The sequence below is a fragment of the Kitasatospora sp. NPDC048722 genome, assembly GCF_040650235.1.
Taxonomy (GTDB): domain Bacteria; phylum Actinomycetota; class Actinomycetes; order Streptomycetales; family Streptomycetaceae; genus Kitasatospora.
Map to the genome: position 1 here is coordinate 195,376 of NZ_JBEZGX010000004.1, position 17,156 is coordinate 212,531.

12 protein-coding genes and 2 pseudogenes are annotated in these 17,156 nt (G+C 73.3%); 5 read left to right on the forward strand and 9 right to left on the reverse strand.

Annotated elements, in window-relative coordinates; all coding sequences use genetic code 11:
• Positions 1–170: 170 nt before the first annotated feature.
• From AB0C76_RS05590 to AB0C76_RS05600, 3 genes and pseudogenes are all read right to left on the reverse strand, one after another.
• Positions 171–1,364, reverse strand: coding sequence for a YbdK family carboxylate-amine ligase (locus AB0C76_RS05590; protein WP_359960125.1), 1,194 nt, complete (start codon positions 1,362–1,364; stop codon positions 171–173).
• 346 nt (positions 1,365–1,710) lie between these two features.
• Positions 1,711–2,058: pseudogene (locus tag AB0C76_RS05595) on the reverse strand (PHP domain-containing protein); the annotation flags it as partial.
• A 427-nt stretch (positions 2,059–2,485) separates the two neighbouring features.
• Positions 2,486–4,144, reverse strand: a complete 1,659-nt coding sequence (locus AB0C76_RS05600; RefSeq protein WP_359960128.1) for a beta-1,3-glucanase family protein — start codon at positions 4,142–4,144, stop codon at positions 2,486–2,488.
• A gap of 719 nt (positions 4,145–4,863) precedes the next feature.
• On the opposite strand from AB0C76_RS05600, the gene AB0C76_RS05605 reads away from it, so the two are divergent.
• Complete coding sequence (locus tag AB0C76_RS05605) at positions 4,864–5,307, forward strand: hypothetical protein (protein ID WP_359960131.1); 444 nt, start codon at positions 4,864–4,866, stop codon at positions 5,305–5,307.
• A 321-nt stretch (positions 5,308–5,628) separates the two neighbouring features.
• Entirely contained in the window at positions 5,629–7,257 is a 1,629-nt protein-coding gene (locus AB0C76_RS05610; RefSeq protein ID WP_359960134.1) for a sulfatase-like hydrolase/transferase, read from the forward strand.
• Positions 7,258–7,357: 100 nt separating this feature from the next.
• Here the strand turns inward: AB0C76_RS05610 and AB0C76_RS05615 are convergent, their stop codons facing one another.
• From AB0C76_RS05615 to AB0C76_RS05625, 3 genes are all read right to left on the reverse strand, one after another.
• Positions 7,358–7,666: an SHOCT domain-containing protein gene (locus AB0C76_RS05615; protein ID WP_359960137.1), complete on the reverse strand. Its 309-nt coding sequence runs from the start codon at positions 7,664–7,666 to the stop codon at positions 7,358–7,360.
• A gap of 80 nt (positions 7,667–7,746) precedes the next feature.
• Positions 7,747–8,169 carry a DUF6325 family protein gene (locus AB0C76_RS05620; protein WP_359960140.1) on the reverse strand — a complete coding sequence of 141 codons (423 nt, stop codon included), beginning with the start codon at positions 8,167–8,169 and terminating at the stop codon, positions 7,747–7,749.
• A gap of 56 nt (positions 8,170–8,225) precedes the next feature.
• Positions 8,226–8,633 (reverse strand): SHOCT domain-containing protein, encoded by a 408-nt coding sequence (locus tag AB0C76_RS05625; protein ID WP_359960143.1) that lies wholly within the window; start codon positions 8,631–8,633, stop codon positions 8,226–8,228.
• Positions 8,634–8,808: 175 nt separating this feature from the next.
• On the opposite strand from AB0C76_RS05625, the gene AB0C76_RS05630 reads away from it, so the two are divergent.
• The 3 genes from AB0C76_RS05630 (at position 8,809) to AB0C76_RS05640 (ending at position 14,715) form a co-directional block, all read left to right on the forward strand.
• Entirely contained in the window at positions 8,809–11,517 is a 2,709-nt protein-coding gene (locus AB0C76_RS05630) for a LuxR C-terminal-related transcriptional regulator (RefSeq protein ID WP_359960146.1), read from the forward strand.
• A 109-nt stretch (positions 11,518–11,626) separates the two neighbouring features.
• Positions 11,627–11,848 carry a hypothetical protein gene (locus tag AB0C76_RS05635; protein ID WP_359960148.1) on the forward strand — a complete coding sequence of 74 codons (222 nt, stop codon included), beginning with the start codon at positions 11,627–11,629 and terminating at the stop codon, positions 11,846–11,848.
• 482 nt (positions 11,849–12,330) lie between these two features.
• Positions 12,331–14,715: a phosphoketolase family protein gene (locus AB0C76_RS05640; protein WP_359960304.1), complete on the forward strand. Its 2,385-nt coding sequence runs from the start codon at positions 12,331–12,333 to the stop codon at positions 14,713–14,715.
• A 156-nt stretch (positions 14,716–14,871) separates the two neighbouring features.
• On the opposite strand, the pseudogene AB0C76_RS05645 reads toward AB0C76_RS05640, so the two are convergent.
• From AB0C76_RS05645 to AB0C76_RS05655, 3 genes and pseudogenes are all read right to left on the reverse strand, one after another.
• A pseudogene (locus tag AB0C76_RS05645) lies at positions 14,872–15,270 on the reverse strand (oleate hydratase); the annotation flags it as partial.
• 116 nt (positions 15,271–15,386) lie between these two features.
• A complete protein-coding gene (locus tag AB0C76_RS05650; protein WP_359960151.1) occupies positions 15,387–16,208 on the reverse strand; it encodes an ABC transporter permease subunit in 822 nt (273 codons plus the stop codon).
• The gene (locus tag AB0C76_RS05655) at positions 16,205–17,149 is read right to left on the reverse strand and encodes an ABC transporter ATP-binding protein (RefSeq protein WP_359960154.1); all 945 of its coding nucleotides are present in this window, start codon (positions 17,147–17,149) and stop codon (positions 16,205–16,207) included. The genes AB0C76_RS05650 and AB0C76_RS05655 overlap by 4 nt, the downstream gene beginning before the upstream one ends.
• Positions 17,150–17,156: the final 7 nt, after the last annotated feature.

A 17,156-nucleotide genomic window follows, 5' to 3' on the forward strand; every position in this document is an offset into this window, starting at 1 on the left:
GCGTCCGCCCGCCGCAGTCCGGCGCACGCTCGGACGGTGCGCCGGCTGCACCCGGTGCCGGCCGTCGACATCGGGCCCGACGGTGGCGGGGTGTGCCTCATCGCGTTGTCCGGAGTGCAGGACTGGGCGACCCACCGCAAGGGTCGTGTGGTCGCGCTGCGAAGCGCCGATCAGGACGAGAGGGCGGTGCTGTCGAGCCGGTGGAAGAGGCTGCTGGTACCGGGGGAGAGAACGGGAGCCGCAACGGTCCCGGGGCCGGCGGTGAGGTGGGCGAGGTCGTCGACGACGTCGGTCAGCGAGTGGCGGCGGGCGAACACGGCGCGTTGCCGGTCGGCGCCCGTGCCGCAGCTGAGCAGGCGGTGGAGGAGCAGGCGCGCAGTCTCCAGGTCGCCTGTCCTCGCCAGAGCGGGAGCGGCCAGTTCGGCCAGGTCCGCGACGAGGCGGGGCATCGGCAGGCGGCGTCCGGTGAACGGGTCCGTGCCGATGCCGGCGAGGCCGCCGATCGCCGCTTGGCGGTGGGCTTCGCGCAGGAGGACCGCCGAGGGCGCGCGCGGTGGCGGGGTGCCGTTGCGGTGGGCGGCGAGGAAGGTGTGCGCGAGGCCGCGGAGCAGGACGGCCAGCAGGAGCGGGGTGTCGGCGTCCGCGTTGGTGTCGGCGATCCTCACCTCCAGGGTGGGCAGGTGTTCGGAAGGCCGCGCATACCAGTACAGCATCTTCCGGTCGAGGATCACTCGGTGGGCGATCAGTCGGCGTACCGTCCGCTCGTACTCTTGAACGCCCAGGGCCGGGGCCGGCCCGCAGGTGGGCCAGGTCAGGTAGCGGCCGGCGCGGGTGCTCGCCGCGCCGCGGTCCCGGCCCTCGCAGAACGGCGAGTTGACGCACAGCGCCTGCAGGACGGGCAGCCAGGGCCGCAGATGCGCGCTGACCGCGAGGGCGTCGGCCCGGCTGAGGTCACCCAGGTGGACGTGGCAACCGCAGATCTCGCCACCGGTTTGGTCGGCGACGGGGCCCACGTGGTCGGCCAGACGCCGGTAGCGGTCGGTCGGGGTGAGCGGCAGCGGGTGGCGGCTGGGCAGGACCGCGGTGCCGGTGGCCACCAGCAGGCACCCGGCGTTCTCGGCCGCTGCGGCCATGGCCCGGCGCGTGCAGGCCAGTTCCGCGCGAAGCGCGGCAGCCGTCGTGACGGGGCGGGTGCACGCCTCGACCTGGGTGGCCAGGAACTCGTGCTGGGCCTGCGGGCCGAGACTCCGGGCGGCACGCGGAACCACGAGGTGGGCACGCGGGACGGTGGAGCGCGTGGCCCGGTCCACCAGCAGGAACTCCTCCTCGACGCCGAACCTGAGGGCGCCACCGCGGCCGGTCATCGCGGTGCTTCCGTGGCGGCCGTCGGCCACCGGACGGGCAGCCCGGGCCAGCAGGTGCCGGTCCGGGAGGCGCTGCGTGCGGATGACTCTTGGATCATGAAGCTGCGCTCCGGAGTAGGGGGTCGTCGCTCCTGCGTATGTCCCGCGCGAGCGGTCGGAAACGGTGTCGGCTCCTGGTGCTGCGAGCGGCGTTCCGCCCCTGTCCCGGTCCCGGGTCACCGGCCGGCCGGGGCTCGGTGGTCGCCGAGCGAACGACCTGGCTACCGGCGGCGCCGGGGAACCCGGTCCGGGCGGGCGAGCGCGTTGCCCGGGGCCGGGACGGGTGGCCGTCGTGCGGGGCTGGTCGTCACCCGTGTGGTCGTTCCCCGCGCGTCCACGAGAGGAGGCGGTCGCGCGGCCAGGTGGTGACGAGGCGGTCCGCCGTGAGGCCGAGGCGGGCGGCGCGGGCGTATCCGGTGGTGTGCCAGTGGAGTTGGTCGGGGGCGTGGGCGTCGGTGTCGACGGCGAACAGGCAGCCCGTCTCGGTGGCCAGGCGCAGCAGGTCGTCGGGCGGGTCGCGGCGCTCGGGGCGGCAGTTGATCTCCACGGCGGTCCCGGTGTCGGCGCAGGCGGCGAAGACGGCGTCGGCGTCGAAGCGGGATCGCGGTCGGCCGCGTCCGGTGACGATCCGGCCGGTGCAGTGCCCGAGGACGTTTCGTACCGGATCCGCGCCTTCCACACGGCCGCCGAGGCCGTCCACGGCCTGGCACCCGGGCCGGTGGACGCCGCGGACGGGGAACGTGCCGGACCCTCGCCGACCGGCGACTCGATGGCGCACCCGACCACTTCGCTCGCCGCCGCGAGCAGCCCGAGGCGTACGTCGGTGTGCGTGTGCCTCGATCGGCGTGACGTCGCCGGTCCACACCGTGCCCTCGATCTCGACGTCGGTCATCCCGTGCACGCGATGGCAGGTCGCTCCGTCGGGCACCGTGGCCGGCCAGGAATCGAGGGCGTCGATGACGTCCTGCGAGCGTCGGAGGCCACGGGCGGCGTGACCGGGACGGCCCGGGCCGAACCCGTCGTCAAGGCGCTCGCGAGCAGGCCGCGCACGAACACTCGGCTGGTGGCCCGGGCGGAACCGGCTAGCCGAACGTGAACCAGTTGACGTTGACGAAGTCGGCGCCCTGCCCGCTGGAGAAGGTGAGGTAGACGGTGTGCGTGCCGGTGGTCCGGGTGATGTCGGCGGGTACCGTCCGCCAGGCCTGCCAGCCGCCGGTGTCGGCGACGGCGAAGCTGCCGACCGGGGCGGCGCTCGGGCTGTCCAGCCGGACCTGGACCAGCCCGCTGACGCCGGGCGCGGCACCGGAGGCGACCCGGGCCTGGAAGCGGGTCGCGCCGGTGCCGCCGAAGTCGACGCCGGCGTAGGCGAGCCAGTCGCCGTTCGCGATCCAGCCGACGTCGTGGCCGCCGCCGATGTCGGTGCAGGGCTCCAACGCGGTGCCGGACTGAGCGCTGGAGGACTCGGCCCGGATGGTGCCGAACGCGCTGGTCCCGCCGCCGGGTTGCGGCGACGGCGCGGGGCCGGGCGCGCCTTGGGCTCCGCCGACGGTGACGGACAGCAGAGTGGGGTTCGCCGACTGCACCTTGCCCTCGAAGTCCACGCCGGCCGGGTGGACGTCGTCGTAGGGGAAGGCGTAGCCGAGGTGGTCGGGGTTGGTCGCGTGCAGGATGCGGGCGTAGTGGTTGGTGCGTGCGGCGGTGTAGAAGGCGGCCGGGTTCTCGCCGTCCGGCTGGTGCGGATCGTCCAGGAGGGTGGTGCGGTTGAGTGCGGCGGCGAGCCGTGCGCTCAGGTTGCCCATGAGGTCGTTGCCGGTCGTGAACGGCGCCGAGCTGCAGTTGAAGACGGCGGCCGTGGAGGGCCTGGTGAAGCCGCCGGCACCGGGGAAGGTGAGGACGCCGTCGCGGACCCGGCCGGTGACGGTGCCCCAGCCGGACTGGGTGTCGATCACGAGGTCGGTGCTCTGGTACTTCTGCCATGCGGCGGCCAGGTAGTCGTCCAGGTAGCCGTTGAACAGCGACGGGTCGTTGCTGATCGCGGTGTTGGGGCTGAGGATGCGCAGGGTCCGGCCGGCGGGGTCCGGGACGATCAGCCGGGCCCAGTCGCCGCCGTCGGCGGCGGCCTGCGTGCGCAGGGCGTCCGCGGCGGACTCCAGGCCGCCGACGGGCAGGCCGCTCACCTTCTGCCGCCCGTCGCCGGCGGTCAGGTCGAACGCGATGGGGACGGCGGCGAAGTCGACGTAGCTGATGTTGGCGTACAACTGGTCGGGCCCGTAGGTGAATTCGCAGAAGCCGTAGGCGGTGGCGATGTTGGGGTCGGTGGGGTTGCTCACCGAGGGCAGTGCGATGCCGGGGCCGGGGTTGATCAGGAAGGTGAGCTCGCGGCCGATGGAGAAGTAGATCCGACCGCTGGAGAGGTACGGCAGGCCGATCCGCCGCGGGATGGCGCCGGGGGCGCTCAGGGCGATGGCGCAGTCGGCGCCGAGCGGCGCGCCCGGGGCGGAGGGGGAGGGCGGGTGGTAGAGCGTGCTGCCGTCGGAGCGCAGGAAGGCCCAGCTGTTGCCCTGGGCGGGGTCGAGGCCGAGGACGTAGGCGTAAACCGGCTGGGACGGAACGGTGTTGACCAGATCGACGTCGAGCCGCTGCGGGGTGGTGGTCCCGTCGGCGCGCTGCGGCAGGGCGAGGAGCGCGGGCGCGGCCAGGGCCGCGACGGAGGCGCCGAGCATGGTCCGGCGAGTGATCACGGGGACTCCGGGGGGTGGGGGAGGGGCGGCGACCCGGACGGCACCGCCTGTCCGCCACCCTCCCGCTGGGGCGCGAACACGTCAATATCCGTAACCATAAGTGGCTCTTAAGCCCTGCTTCGGTTGATTTCCTGAAGGTGGCGGCGTCCACGTCGGAATCGGGGGAGGCCTGCCGCGCGGTGGGATGCTGCTGCAACGACCGGACAGGCCAGGGGCGTCGGCAGGTGCGACGGTCCGTCAGGCTCGCGATCACGTTGGTCGTCCTCGCCGCCGCAGTGGCGGCGTGTACCGGCGACGGGGGACCCCGGGGGGAAGGGCCACCTCCTCCCTGGCTCCTGGACGGATTGGCCGCGACCCCGTTGACGCGGCCGTCCGGGCCGGCATCGACGTCCTGCCGGGCGAAGCCCCGGCGAAGGCCCTGCGGACAACCAGCCGGCGGGTTCTCGTGATTGTTGCAACACGTGGTCGGGCGGGCGGGCCGCCGGGTGGAAGTCGGGGTCATGCGGCCGACATGACCGTAGTGCGGGATGGCGGCGCTCGGCGTGGAGTCGCGCCGCAGGCGGGCGAAGAGCGCCGCGTCTGTGGGCTGTTGGTCATCGCGCGGGGAACGACGGTCCCGCGGTGAGGGACCGTCGGCCCATCCACGGAGGTGGCCGTTCCGGGGGATGGTGGTCGGGTGAACCGGTGATCCGGGCGATGAGATCGGCCGGAGCCATATCTTGACATGGGCATGCCTTTATGCCTCGAACGCAGCAGAGGAGAGCACCATGCTTACCCGAACCACCCGAATCGCAGGTCTGGTCCTCGCCGCAGCCGGTGTGGTCGGCGGCACCGCCGCGCCCGCCTCGGCGAACGCGAAGCCGGTGTGCCTCACCGCGGTGAACCAGCCGTGTGCCTGGCAACTCGCGACACCGGACGGCATCGTCGGCGGTGGCCTGATCGACGCCGCCGACCCGGGCCAACTCACGGTGCTTCGCGTGGAGGTGAAGATCGAGCGGGCCTGGGGCAGTCCCTGGGAGACCGTGGCGGCCGTCACCGGCGTGCAAACCGGATCCATCCGGCTGACCACGCCCGCGGTGGCGACCCGCTACCGCACCCTGGTGTGCGCCACCGGCGGGCCGGCCGACCAAGCCGATGCGCAGACCACCGTTTGCAGGCTCTGAGGGACCGGTTCGGCCGGAGAGCCGCCGGCGGTGGCGCCTGGGAAGCCACCGCCGGCACCCCTCGGCTTCGCGTCCGGTGACCCTTCCGGCAGCGCGAGCGGACGCGGTCCTGCGCCGGGCCGGATGGCGGCTCCGGTGCGGGACCGTCCGGTCCGGCGGAGGGCGACGGCCCGGGTCCGGCCACTCGGACGGCGGCCGTCGGCTCGCGCCGGCGGGCCACCCGCCGGTGGCCCGCCTAGGTTCGTAGCACAGAGACCGCCCGCGCGTGACCGAGCGGGTCGGCTGGCCCCGGTGTCGGGCTCGGCGAGAGAAGGACGGGTCATGACAGGTCGCCCCAACATTCTGCTGATCGTCACCGACGAGGAACGCGTCTCCCTCCCGCGTCCGGAAGGGTTCTCCCTGCCCGCGCGGGAACGGGTCGCCGCAAGGGGCACGACGTTCGACCGCTACTACGCAGCCTCGGCGATGTGCAGTTCCTCGCGGTCGGTGATCTACACCGGGCAGCATCTGCCCTTCACCGAGATCTACGACAACGACAACATGCCGTACATCCGGCCCCTCGACCCCGACCTGGGCACGCTCGGCACGATGCTCCGCTCCGCCGGCTACTACTGCACCTACCAGGGCAAGTGGCACCTGTCGAACGCCTACGTGACACCGGAGAACCCCGGGCCGACCACCGACGCCCTGGAGCCGTACGGATTCAGCGAGTTCAACGACTGGGGCGACATCGACGGCGGCGCCTGGGCCGGGCTCAAGCTGGACCCGGTCATCGCCGGCCAGGCCGCTCGCTGGCTGCGCGACCGGGCGCCCTCGGTCATCGAGGACAAGCCCTGGTTCATGGCCGTGAACTTCGTCAACCCGCACGACATCATGAGCTTCGACTACGGTGGCAAGCCGCTCGTCCGACTGCCGTTCGGCCTGGCACACGCCGTGGTCGCCCGGGCCGCCGCGAACATCCCCGTGTACCAGCGGCGGTGGGACTTCGACCTGCCGGCCAGCCTGCACGACGACCTCGCCGGCGCCGCGCCCGCCGTGGCGGAGTACGCCCGGATGCTGGACACGGTCTTCGGCCCCGTCGTCGATGACGAGCACTGGTACGCGGGCCTGAACTTCTACCTCAACGCCCTGCGCGACGTGGACCGCAGCGTGGAGGTGGTCCTCGACGCACTGGAGGCGTCCGGGCAGGCGGACCGCACCGTCGTCGTCCTCACCTCCGACCACGGGGAGATGGCGGGCTCGCACGGGCTGCGGCAGAAGGGGAACCTGGTCTACGACGAGAACTTCCACGTGCCGCTCGTCATCTCCCACCCCGGCGTCAAGGGAGGTGCCCGCACCGACGCGCTCGCGTCCGCGGTGGACCTCGCCCCCACGCTGCTCTCCTTCGCCGGCCTCGACCCGGCCGAGACGGCCACTCGCCACCCGGCGCTCAAGGGTCGTTCCCTGCTACCGGCCCTGCACGGGCAGTCCGTGCGAGAAGGGGTCCTGACGGCCGTCGAGTCGATCGTGACCCTGGACGCCTCCTTCTGGTTCGAGTTCGCCGACCCTGAGGCGCCCGAGCGCATCGCGGCCGGCGAGCTACGACCGGACTGGAACAACCGCGGCTTCCTGCGCGGCTACACCGACGGCCGCTACACGTTCGGCCGCTACTTCTCCCCGCTCCGGCCGAACCGCCCGACCGGCCTGGACGCCCTCTTCGACGACAACGACGTCGTGCTGTACGACCGTGAGCAGGACCCGGCCGAGCTGCGGAACCTGGCGGCCGACCCGGCCCACCGCGACCTCGTGGAGCACTACCGCGCGCTGCTGGAGAGCCTGATCGACGCCGAGATCGGTGGCGACGACCGCGCCTGGGTCACCGAACGTCCCCGCCTGCTCGGCTGGCCCACGTGGCACGGCGACACCGACCGACCCGCCACCCTCGCCGGAGCCGCCGGAACCGGACCCTGAGCGGCCGATACGAGCGCGGTCGGAACCGCCGGAGCGCACGGGGAGGGCGAGCGGGTCGTCCGGTGCCCGAGGCACGCCGCCAGGGTCGCGGACGCTTCCGTCAGGTCCCGAGGATGCGGGCCTTCGCGACGGCGAGTTCCTGGTCGGAGAGCACTCCCTGTTCGTGGAGACGGGCCAGGCGTTCGAGGTTGCTGATGTCGGCCTCGGTCAGATCCGCCGCGTCTCGTGCGGGAGGTGACGGAGTAGCAGCGGGAGCCGGGGCGGCCTGCTGGGCGGCTGTCTGCTCGGCCTGGTGCTTGGCAACGCGGCCCGATGCCGCGGTCGCCGTTCCCGCGACCACGGCGGAGCGCGCTGCCGGACCGATGATGCCGGGGCGGCCGGCGCGGGCGAGGGGACGACGACGCAACATGACGAACTTCCTCCCTGTCGGGATTCCCGGGATGCCGCGACTCGTCGCGGGGAGCGCACGGCGCGGGACTGCCCGCGATGTCACAGCTCGGCGGCTTCCAGCGCCTGCGCGACGACCGGGGCGGGTATCCGCTCGTGCTGAACCAGCAGTCCGCCCGCGCGCCGAATGGCGCCGACCATCGCGGCTGCCCAGGTGTTCTCCCAGACCAGCAGGGCGGCCGACGAGTCGGGGACGAGGTTCTCGGCGATCAGGGCGAGGTCCTCCTCGCTGAGCAGGCCACCGATCTCGCCCTCGACGGTGTCGAACGGCGAGGCCTCCTCGGGGTCGAGCGCATCCAGTTCGAAGTGACTGACGGTGCCGTCCGCGTCCTTCTTGATGAAGGTCAGGTCGATGATCCGGACGATGCCGCTCTCCACGAGTCGTCTCACCTCCGGGACGATCTCGCCGTTGAAGTGGTTTCCGGGGAAGGCGATGACGACGTACTCAACCGGGCCCACGTCCATGCCCGCGCTCCTTCCGGTGGTCCGGTCCTGCGGTGATCCGGCTCGGCATCTTCCGGTCAGGCCAGGATCCGGGCCTTGGCCGACTGGTACTCCTCGTCGCTGATGTCGCCGTGGTTCTTCAGCTCGGCGAGCTTGGCCAGCTCGTCGGTGCTGCTGGTCGGCCCGGCGGCGGTACGCACGTAACTGCGGAACGCCTCCTCGCTCTGCCGGGCCCGATACAGCTCGCGCTCGTGCATGCCCTTGCCCCGGGCGAGCAGGTAGACGAAGACGCCGAGGAAGGGCAGGACGACCACGAGGATCGTCCAGAGGGTCTTCCCGCCACCGCCGAGCTCGTGGTCGCGGAAGATGTCGCCGATCACGCGGAAGAGCAGCATGAACCACAGCAGCCACAGGAAGATCATGGCGATGGTCCAGAACAGATTGAGCAGCGGGTAGTCCGAAGCCAGGTACAACGCGTCGTTCATGGTCTCGCTCCTGTCGGTGCACATCGTCGGGGCGCCTGGTTCAACCGTGCGCGGGTCCCCGGCCGGCCGCCTCACCCGTGGAAGGTGACCCCGACTGGTGCCCGGCGGACGGAAGGGGTTCAGTGGAACGTGCCGACCCGTGCGGCACTCGCTCTCCCGACCCCCCTGTGGTTCCATGCAGCCCCTCGAAGCACCCGACCCTCCCGGCCCCCCGCAGTCGCGGCGGGTCGCGCCCTCCGGTGACCCGGTGCTCGCGGCCAGGTTCACCGTCCCGGGGGCCCCGAAGATCCTGGTCCGTCGCCCGGAGCTGCTGAACCGGCTGACCGCCGGGGTGCGCGCACCCCTCAGCCTGGTCAACGGCCCGGCCGGCGCGGGGAAGACCACGCTCGTCGCCGGATGGATCCACGACGGCCTCGCGCCCCACCCGACCGTGTGGCTCACCGTCGAACCGGGCGACGCACCCGGCACCTTCTGGGCCTACCTGCTGGAGGCCTTCCACCACCACGGCGAGCCGCTGGCGGCCGGGGTGGGCCGGCCCACCCGCGCCGAAGGCATCGACAGCTCCCTCCTCGTGCGCCTCGCCCACGAGCTGGCCGAACGGCCGGATCCGGTCGTCCTCGTCCTCGACCAGTTCGACCTCGCCGACGACCCGGAGATCACCGACGGCCTGCACTTCGTGCTCCGCCATGCCGCTCAGGGCCTGCGCCTCGTCCTGACCAGCCGGACCGACCCCCTGTTTCCCCTGCACCGCTACCGGGCCGCCGGCGACATCACCGAGATCCGCAACGCGGACCTCAAGCTCGGCCCCGCCGAGGCGGCGGTGCTGCTGCGCGAGCACGGGCTGGACCTCTCCGACGCGGGCATCCGCCTGCTGGCCGACCGTACCGACGGCTGGGCGGCCGGGCTGCGCCTCTGTGCCGTGGCCATGCAGCGCAGTGCGGACCCCGAGGCCTTCGTCCGCGACTTCGCCGCCCACCGCTCCACGATCGCCGACTACCTGCTCACCGAGGCCCTGGAGACGCAGCCGCCACCCGTCCAGGACCTGTTGCTCCGCGCCAGCATCAGCGACCACGTCCACCCCGCCCTCGCGGACACCCTGACCGGCCGCGATGACGGGGCCTGGACGCTCGCCCGGCTCGCCCGTGCCAACGCCTTCCTGGAACCGATCGACGAATCGGGCTGGTACCGCCTGCATCCGCTCTTCGCCGAGGTCCTGCGCGCACATCTCCGGCATCGCTGCCCAGGACTCGAACCCGAACTGCGCGCACGGGCCGCCCGCTGGCTCGCGGGCACCGGGCGGCTCACCGAGGCCGTCACGCAGGCCGCCACGTCCGGCGACTGGCACTTCGCCGCCGACCGGCTGATCGACGACCTCGCGATCGGCCGGCTCTTCACCGGCCTGGACACCGTGCGGCTGCGCCGCGCCCTGGCCCCCGTCCCACCGGACCTGACGGGTGCGGCTCCCGCCCTGGTGGACGCCGCCTGCCGACTGACCGACCAGGACCTCGCCGGATGCGCCGCGGCGCTGCGGCGCGCCGACGAGCACCTGGCCGTCGGGCGGGCGACCGACCAGCGCCCGACCGATGCCGCAGGTCCGGCGGCGCGGCTCACCCGTGCGTTCCTGGGCGTCCTGGCCGGGCGGCTGACCGGCGACCTCGCCGCCACCCGCCGGTCGGCGACGGACACCGAGCGGCTGTTCGGCGAGGTGCCGGCACCGTTGATCGCGAAGCACCCCGAGATCCGCGCGATGGTACTGGCGGCCCTGGGCGCGGCGGAGCTCGATGCCGGGAACCTCGACCGTGCCCGGAGCGGGCTCGCCGCCGCCATCGCCGCGAGCGGTCACCCGGGGACGGAGCACCCGCGCTGCGACGCCTTGGCATCGCTGGCCCTGGTCGACCTCTGGCAGGGCCGTCTGCGGTCGGCGGAGGAACACGCGCTCGCCTCGCTGGCCCTCGCCGAGCAGTCCGCCCTTCCGGCCCGGCACCGGTCGGGCCTCGATCACCTCGTCCTGGCGGACGTCGCGGTCGAACACGATGACCTCGCCGGTGCCCGCGCCCACCTCGAACTGGCGGATGTGAACGGTGAGGTGCGGGCCGAACCCCTCACCGTGGTGGAAGCCGCCGTCATCGGCGCCCGGCTGGCGACGGCCGCGGGCGACTGGGAGGGAGCACTCGCGACGATCCACGCGCTCCCCCCGATCGCGGGGCGACGGCACCTGCCTCCGTGGACGACGGACCGGCTGGCCATCGCCGAATCCCACGCGCACCTCGCCCACGGCGATGCCGGCGCGGCCCTCGCCGTCCTCGACGCCACTGCCTCCGACCGCCCGGAACGCACCGTCGCACGGGCCCGCGCACTGCTCGCCGCCGGCCAGCCCGACCGCGTGACGGAGCTGCTGGACGGCCTCCCGGCAGACGGCCGTGTCCCGGCCCCGAGCCGCACGCAGGCCTGCCTCCTGCTGGCCCAGGCCGCCACGGCGAAAGGATCGACCGAGGAGGCGCGCGCCTTACTGCGAACCGCCCTGCTCCTGGCCCGTCCGGACGAACTGCGCCGGGCCTTCGTCGAGTGCGGCTCCTGGGTCCACCGACTGCTGCGCCAGGACCCGCAACTGGCACGGGCACACGACTGGCTGCCCAGCCAGGTACGGGGATCCGGGCACGTACAGGGTGCACCCGGCCGGACGCCCGTCGTGGAACCGCTCTCCGAGCGCGAGATCACGGTACTGCGCCAGGCCGCGCGGATGCTCTCCACCGAGGAGATCGCGACCGAGCTCTACGTGTCGGCCAACACGGTCAAGACGCACTTGAGGAACATCTACCGCAAGCTCTGCGTCACGCGCCGTAGCGAAGCCGTCCACCGTGCCCAGGACCTCGGCATGCTGTGAACCCCCGCTCGGTTGTTCCCCCGAACCGGGCGATGACGCGACCGGTCACCGCGTCCGACAGTGGAGGGACAAGGCCGAAGCCATTCCAGGCTCCTAGGGAAGTCCCCGCATGCGCTACGAATTCCGCGTCGCCGACTCCGTGTCGCAAGCGCTCGCCGAAGCTTTCCCGGAACTCGACCGCATGCCGGTCGCCGAACAGACCGTGTTCGTGGGACCGGTGATCGACGAGGCACACCTGTTCGGGCTCCTCGCCCGCTTCCGGTCCCTGGGACTCAGCGTGCTCGAAATGCGGCAACTGCCGGGCGACTCGACCGACGCCCCCGGCGGATGAGTTCGCCGTGCGCCCATGACCAGTGCACCGGCTCATCCGCAAGGGCCGGGCCCGCGGAGCGGCAGGAGCTCTGCACGGCGAAGGCCACCGCCACGGTCGTCGGCACGGTCACGGTCGCCCTGTCGACCAACGGGGTCCTCCGGACACCCGGGTGGACCGAGTGGCGGTGCGGGGGATCGCCACCCCGTGCGGACGGCCTCGATCGGCGGACGGACCGACGACCTGCTCGACACCCTCGAAAGGGAGTTGCTCGGCGACTTCCCCCGGCCACGCCGGGCCGCGGCGCGTACGCGCCGTCACCAGCACCGGGTCGCCGGGCAGGAGGTCGGGCGGGGTGTCCCGACGCGGGACCACCGGCCCCGGCCGTTCGGCGGACTGTGGCCTGTTCGGCCCTGCGGCTGCGACGACCGCGAGGTGACGATGTAGGCCGGGCCGCCCGACGGCGGCCGGTGATGCCCACCGACTCCGAGGAGACCGCACCGATGTCCGTCACCCCCAGCCCGGCTCCCGGCGCACCGTCCGAGGAGGAGGTCCGCGCACTCGACGCCCACTGGCGGGCCGCCAACTACCTGGCGGTCGGCCAGATCTACCTGATGGCCAATCCGCTGCTCCGGGAGCCGCTGCGCCCCGAGCACATCAAGCCCCGCCTGCTCGGCCACTGGGGCACCTCGCCCGGGCTGAACCTGGTGCACACCCACCTCAACCGGGTGGTGAAGGCCCGGGACCTGGACGCGATCTGCGTGTGGGGACCGGGGCACGGCGGCCCGGCCGTGCTGGCGAACTCCTGGCTGGAGGGCAGCTACACCGACACCTACCCGAGCGTCACCCGCGACGAGGCCGGCATGACCCGGCTGTTCCGCCAGTTCTCGTTCCCCGGCGGCGTGCCCAGCCACGTCGCGCCGGAGACCCCGGGCTCGATCCACGAGGGCGGCGAACTCGGCTACGCGCTCTCGCACGCCTACGGCGCCGCCTTCGACAACCCGGGCCTGCTGGTGGCCTGCGTGATCGGCGACGGCGAGGCCGAGACCGGCCCGCTGGCGGCCTCCTGGCACGGCAACAAGTTCCTCGACCCCGTCCACGACGGTGCGGTGCTGCCGGTCCTCCACCTCAACGGCTACAAGATCGCCAACCCGACCGTGCTCGCCCGCCTCCCCGAGGCCGAGCTCGACGCCCTGCTGCGCGGGTACGGCCACCTCCCGCTGTACGTCGGCGGCGACGACCCGCTGACGGTCCACCGGGCCATGGCCGAGGCCATGGACACCGCCCTGGACCGGATCGCGGCCCTCCAGCACGAGGCCCGCACCGGGGGCGGCACCGGCCGGCCGCACTGGCCGCTGATCGTGCTGCGCACGCCCAAGGGCTGGACCGGCCCGGCCGAGGTCGACGGACTGCCCGTGGAGGGCACATGGCGCGCCCACCAGGTGCCGCTGGACCGCGTCCGCGACGACCCCGCGCACCTGCGGCAGCTGGAGGACTGGCTGCGGTCCTACCGGCCGGAGGAGCTCTTCGACGAGCACGGGCGCCCGGCGCCCCTGGTCCTCGGACACGTCCCCGAGGGCCCGCGCCGGCTCGGTGCGAACCCGCACGCCAACGGCGGCCTGCTCCTGCGCGACCTGCCGCTCCCCCCGCTGGAACGGTACGCCGTACCCGTGGACAAGCCCGGTGCGACGCTGCACGAGCCCACCAGGGTCCTGGGCGACCTGCTCGCCGACCTGACGGCCGCCACCGCCGAGCGCCGCGACTTCCGCCTGGTGGGCCCGGACGAGACCGCCTCCAACCGCCTCCAGGCCGTCTTCCGGGCGACCGGCAAGGCGTGGCAGGCCGGGACCCTGCCGGTCGACGAACACCTCGCCCACGACGGCCGGGTGATGGAGATCCTCTCCGAACACACCTGCCAGGGCTGGCTGGAGGGCTACCTGCTGACCGGTCGCCACGGCCTGTTCTCCTGCTACGAGGCCTTCGTCCACATCGTCGACTCGATGGTCAACCAGCACATCAAGTGGCTGCGCACCACCCGCGCGCTCCCCTGGCGCGCACCGATCGCCTCGCTCAACTACCTGCTCACGTCGCACGTCTGGCGCCAGGACCACAACGGCTTCTCGCACCAGGACCCCGGCTTCGTCGACCACGTCCTCAACAAGAGCCCGGAGGCCGTCCGCGTGTACTTCCCGCCGGACGCCAACACCCTGCTCGCCACCGCCGACCACGTGTTGCGCAGCCGCGACTACGTCAACGTCGTCGTGGCCGGCAAACAGCCCTGCTTCGACTGGCTCACCCTGGAGGAGGCCCGCGCCCACTGCGCCCGCGGCGCCGGGATCTGGGACTGGGCCGGTACCGAGGACGGCACCCGCGAGCCCGACGTCGTCCTCGCCTGTGCGGGCGACGTGCCGACGCAAGAGGTGCTGGCCGCCGCCGGGCTGCTGCGCCGGCACCTGCCGGACCTGCGCGTCCGGGTGGTCAACGTGGTGGACCTGGCCCGGCTGATGCCCGCCGAGGAGCACCCGCACGGCATGCCGGACGCCGAGTTCGACGCCCTGTTCACCCGCGACCGGCCGGTGATCTTCGCCTACCACGGCTACCCGTGGCTGATCCACCGGCTGGCCTACCGCCGGGCCGTCCACCCGAACGTGCACGTGCGCGGCTACAAGGAGTCCGGCACGACCACGACCCCGTTCGACATGGTGGTGCGCAACGACGTCGACCGCTACCGCCTGGTGATGGACGTCATCGACCGCGTCCCCGGCCTCGCGGTGCGTGCCGCGGCCGTCCGCCAGGAGATGGCCGACCGGCGCCTGCGCCACCACGACTGGATCCGCGAGCACGGCACCGACCTGCCCGAGGTCACCGACTGGACCTGGGGCGACTGACCGGCAGGCGGCGGCCCGTCGGTCGGACCGGTACGAGGCTCCCCACCCGGGGAGCCTCGTACCGCGTCGTCCCGACCGACCGGGGCCCGGCCGAAACGCCCGGCGGGGACCGGTGCTTCCGGTCCCCGCCGGGCGATCAGGCGGAGCGCGGGCAGGTCACCTACGGTGCATCGCGTGCAGCGCCTCGGCCAGGACGTGCGGGTCGTGGTGGCCCTTGTGGACGGCCGGGGGCTGCCGGTCGAGTCCGAGGAGCCGGGACACCGCGGTCCAGGCGGTGCGCACGGAGTACTCGACGGTGAAGACCACGTCCTCGGGGACCTCGGCGTACTGGCCGATGAAGGTGAGGTCGGCGGATCCCTTCGGGACCACCTCGGGCCGGTCGCCGTGGCGGCGCACCAGGAACTGGCCGGTGATGTACGGCATCAGGCAGGGGATGACGGTCGAGGCCGCGGTGAGCCGTTCGGCGGTCACGGGGGCGACGGCCAGGGAGCGGAGGACCTCGTCGAGGATCTCCGCCCCGTTGCACTCCCGCATCGGCTTCTCGACGAAGGCACCGGGCTGCGGCCGCGGGCGAGCCGGTGCCACAGGAGGAAGGCGTCGGGGCTGCGGGAGGTGTTCGGTTCCTCCGGCGGGGCGGTGTGTCGGCCGGGGACCTTCGGGCCCGAGGAGGGTCAGGGTGCGAGGTCCCGCCGGCGCAGGAGCGGAAGCGCGGCGCACACCCCGGCGACGCCGACGGCGGCCAGGACGGCCGACTGCCCCCAGCCGAGGGTGCCGTGGGCGAGGGCGTCGCCCGGCGTGTAGTAGTGGAAGGGACTCAGGTAGCGCAACGGTGCGGCCGGGTGCCAGGCCATCGCCACGAAGTTGGCGGCGAATCCGACGGCACCCAGCGCGATCGTGGCACCGACGACCGGGGCCCGGCGCCGCGCCGCGGCCGAGACGGCGAGTGCCGGCCCGGTGAGGCACAGCGTGAAGGCGCATCCCTGGAGCCCGGCCGCGAGGACGCCGTCGAGCGGCACCGCACGGTGCAGGGCGGGGGAGAGGGCCACGCCGGCCGTGAGCGTCAGGGTGGCGGCCGCGTTGAGCAGGAACGAGGCCGCGACGACGGCTCCGGCGCGTTCGGCCAGCAGACGCGTGCGCGAGACCGGACGGACCATCAGCAGCTCGACGGTGCCCGCCTCGACGTCGGCCGCGACGGCCGCCGCTGCCAGGGAGCCGATCGCCGTCAGCTGCATCGCGATCCAGAACGGGTGCACCAGACCGGCCCCGAGCAGGCCCGCGTAACTCGCGATGGACACGTCCCCGGTCGAGCCGGAGAACGCCCTGAACGTGTCCGGCACGCCGTGCCCGGCGCCGGAGAACAACTGCTCGGGCGGCACCGCGCGGACGACGGCGACCATCAGGACCTCGAAGAGGACCATGCCCGCGGCCAGGAACGCCAGCATCCTCCGCCGGCGGTGCAGGGCCAGCCGGAACAGCGGGAACCGCGCCCTCATGACCGCACCTCCACCGCTCCGGCATCCTGCCGGTACAGGTCCAGGAACGCCTCGTCCAGTCCGGCCTCCTCCACCGACAGGTCGGCCACCGGCAGGCCGGCCAGCAGCTCGCCGACGCCCGCGACCAACTCGTCCGGCGGGACGAGCAGTCTGACCTCGTTGCCGTGCCACTGCGGGGACCACCGCTGCGCCCGCCCCAGGTCACGGGCGCCCAGGCCGTCGGCCAGCACCAGCCGCACCCGCCGGGCGCGCTCCTCGCGCAGCGCCGACACGGCCCGCACGGAGACCAGTCGACCGGCCCGCACGAGCGCCACCCGGCCGCACGAGCGCTGCACCTCCGGCAGCACGTGGCTGGAGAGCAGGACCGTGCGGCCGGCCCGCGAGGCCTCGTCGAGCAGGTGGAAGAAGACCTCCTGGACCAGCGGGTCCAGACCCTCGGTGGGTTCGTCCAGGACCACCAGCTCGGGATCGTGCTGGAGCGCCTGGACCAGGCCCAGCTTCTGCTTCATCCCGCGCGAGTACTCGCGAACCGGCCGTGCCAGGTCGGCGGCCGTCAGCCCGAGCCGCTCGCACAACTCGCCGCGCCGGCGGGTCGGGGCGCCCTGGAGGTCCCCGAGCAGCCGCAGCGTCTGCGCGCCGGTGAGCTCCGGGTAGAGCCGCAGCTCGCCCGGCAGGTAGCCCAGTCGCGGGGCGAGCCGCCGGTGGTCGGCCACCGGGTCGAGGCCCAGCAGCCGGATCCGCCCGGCGCTCGGGCGCAACAGGCCCACCAGGCAGCGGATCGTGGTGGTCTTCCCGGCGCCGTTGGGGCCGAGGAACCCGAACACCTCACCCCGCTGGACGGTCAGGTCCAGGTGCTCGATGCCGGCCTTGCGGCCGTAGTACTTGCTCAGCGCGGCCAGCTCGATCGCCGGCCCGTCGCCGTCCCCGCCCGTACCGCCCATGTCCGCC